This is a genomic window from Kitasatospora sp. NPDC059817 (genome assembly GCF_042731835.1).
Classification (GTDB): domain Bacteria; phylum Actinomycetota; class Actinomycetes; order Streptomycetales; family Streptomycetaceae; genus Kitasatospora.
The window spans coordinates 762-3,218 of the sequence record NZ_JBHWIR010000369.1 but is presented as its reverse complement, the minus strand read 5'-3'; the positions used below and the strand labels follow the sequence as shown (position 1 = coordinate 3,218).

Annotated in this window: 1 protein-coding gene; it reads left to right on the top strand. The window is 78.0% G+C overall.

Going from position 1 to position 2,457, the window contains the following annotated elements:
* Positions 1-2,145: tetratricopeptide repeat protein (locus ACFV61_RS35315; protein WP_380496212.1), on the top strand; the 2,145-nt coding region annotated here is incomplete at its 5' end.
* Between the last annotated feature and the right edge of the window lie 312 nt (positions 2,146-2,457).

Sequence of the window (2,457 nt, the reverse complement as noted above, 5' to 3'; positions counted from 1 at the left end):
GCCCTCCGGGCCGGGTCCGACCCCCCGGGCGGGATGATCTACGTCGCCGGGGGGGGCGCCGCCACCCCCCCGCCCGCCCCGTCGGGGGGGATCGCCAGTTTTGGGGGGGGGTTGGGGGGGCGCCCCGACGGGGTGCCCGAGGGGCTGGACGCCCGCTCGGCGCTGTTCCGCTCGGTGGTCGACGGCCGGCGGCTGCTGCTGGTGCTCGACAACGTCCACGACACCGCGCAGATCAGGCCCCTGCTGCCGGGCGCGGTCGGCTGCGCCGTGCTCACCACCAGCCGTACCCGCCTCTCGGGCCTGCCCTCGTCCGTCCAGGCCGACCTCGGCGTGTTCGAGCCGGCGGAGGCACTCGAACTGCTGGGCCGCACGATCGGCGCCGAGCGGCTGGCCGCCGAGCCGGAGGCCGCCCGGGAGCTGCTGCTGGTCTGCGGCCACCTGCCGCTCGCGGTGCGGATCGTGGCGGCCCGGCTGGCCGCCCGGCCGAGCTGGACGGTCCAGACGCTGGGCCGCCGGCTGGCGGTCGAACGGCGGCGGATCGACGAGCTGCGCATCGGCGACCTGGCGGTGGAGGCCGCCTTCGAACTGAGCTACCGCCAGTTGACGCCCGCCCAGGCCCGGGCGTTCCGGCTGGCCGCCTCGGTGGACGGCCCCGACATCGGGCTGCCCGCTGCGGCCGCCCTGCTGGACCTGGACGAGTACGACGCCGAGGACCTGCTGGAGTCCCTGGTGGACGTGGCGATGATGGAGTCGCCGTTCCCCGGCCGCTACCGCTACCACGACCTGCTGCGCGCCTTCGCCCGGCGGCGCCCGGACCACCCGGGCGCGGCCGTGGAGGCCCGTGACCGGCTGCTGGACCACCTGCTGGCCACCGCGTGCGCGGCCTTCCAGCACGCCGTCCCGGGAGATCCGGCCGCCGGTGCGCTCGGGCCGGCCCGCAGCGCGGGCGTGGACCTCGGCGGCCCGGACGGCGCCCGGGCCTGGGCCGAGGCGGAGGGTTCCGGGGCGATCGCGCTCGCCGCCCAGGTGGCGTGCTGGACCGTCGCGGACGACACCGCGCCGGCCCCGGCCGACGGCGGCGCGGCACCGGATGCGTTGCGCGCCGCGATCGACCTGCTGATCGCGCTCACGCCGTTCGTCCTCGCCCCGCCCAGCCGCCAGCTCGCCAGTACAGCGGAGGCCCTGGCCACCGCCGCGGACCACCACACCGACCACCGGGCAGCTGGTCGGGCGCACTTCCTCCGCGGCAACGTCGCCCTGGCCGCCACTCGTCTGGAGGAGGCCGAGGCGGCCTCCCGGCTGGCGGTGGCCGCCTCCCGCTCGGCGGGCGACACGGTGATCCTGCGCCAGGCGCTGAACGACCTCGGCCTGGTCTGCCAGTTCCTCAGCCGCTACGACGAGGCCGTCGGGCACTACGACGAGGCACTGCTGCTGGCCCGCGAACTCGGCCACCGCTCCGGGGCGCTGGTGACGACGGTGAACGCCGCGCTGGCCCGGGTGCGCAGCGGGCGGGCCGCCGAGGCCGTACCGATCTGCCACGAGGCGCTCGCCGAGCTGCGGACCCGGCACGACGATCCCGGCCGGGCGTACACGCTGTACGTACTGGGGCTGGCACTGCACGGGCTGGGGCAGCACGAGGAGGCCGTCACCTGGTTCGGCGAGTGCCTGGCGGTGGCCTCGGCGGCCGGGCTGCGGGCCCGGGCCGCGCACGCCCGCTACCGGATGGCGGACAGTCTGCGCTCGCTGGGCCGGACGGACGAGGCGCTGGAGCACGCCGGGCAGGCGCTGACGCTGTGCGAGGAACTGGGGGCCGAGCGGGACCAGGGCCACGCGCTGGTGGTGCTGGGCCGGACGCTGGCGGACCTCGGGCGGGAGGCCGCGGCGTGGGGCCGGCTGCGGGAGGCGCACCGGATCTTCGTCCGGCTGGGGCTGCCGGAGGCGGCGGCGGTGGCGGGGCGGCGGCCCCGGGGGGAGGGTTCGAACCCTTCGGCCGCTACGGCTGCTTCGGGCTCTTCGGGCTCTTCGGGCTCTTCGGCCGCTTCGGCTCCGTCGACGCCGGCGGCTCCGTCCGTCTCGGATGGGCGTCGGGGCGGTGGCCGGGGGGCGGCGGGCGCTCCGGTGACGAGCTGCGGGCCGGGCCGCTGACGAGCTGATGACCAGCTACTGAAGAATCGATCCTGCCGCTGTTCCGGTGCGGTCCGGAGCCAGTGAGGCCAGGAGCCGGTGCGGTCTGGAACCGGTGTAGTCAGGAGCCGGTGCTGTTCCAGTCGCCGGTGCTGCCGTGGACGGTGCCGGTGGGGCTGGGCTGGGCGGGGGTGGGCGTCGGCGTCGCGCCGCCGCTCACCACCGTCGCCGTCCCGGGGGGGGGGCGGGGGGGCGCGGCCCCCCGGCCCGCGCGGGGGCGCGCGCCCGCCCGCCCCCCCCCCCCCGCCCCCCCCCCCACGCACCGCACGAGCG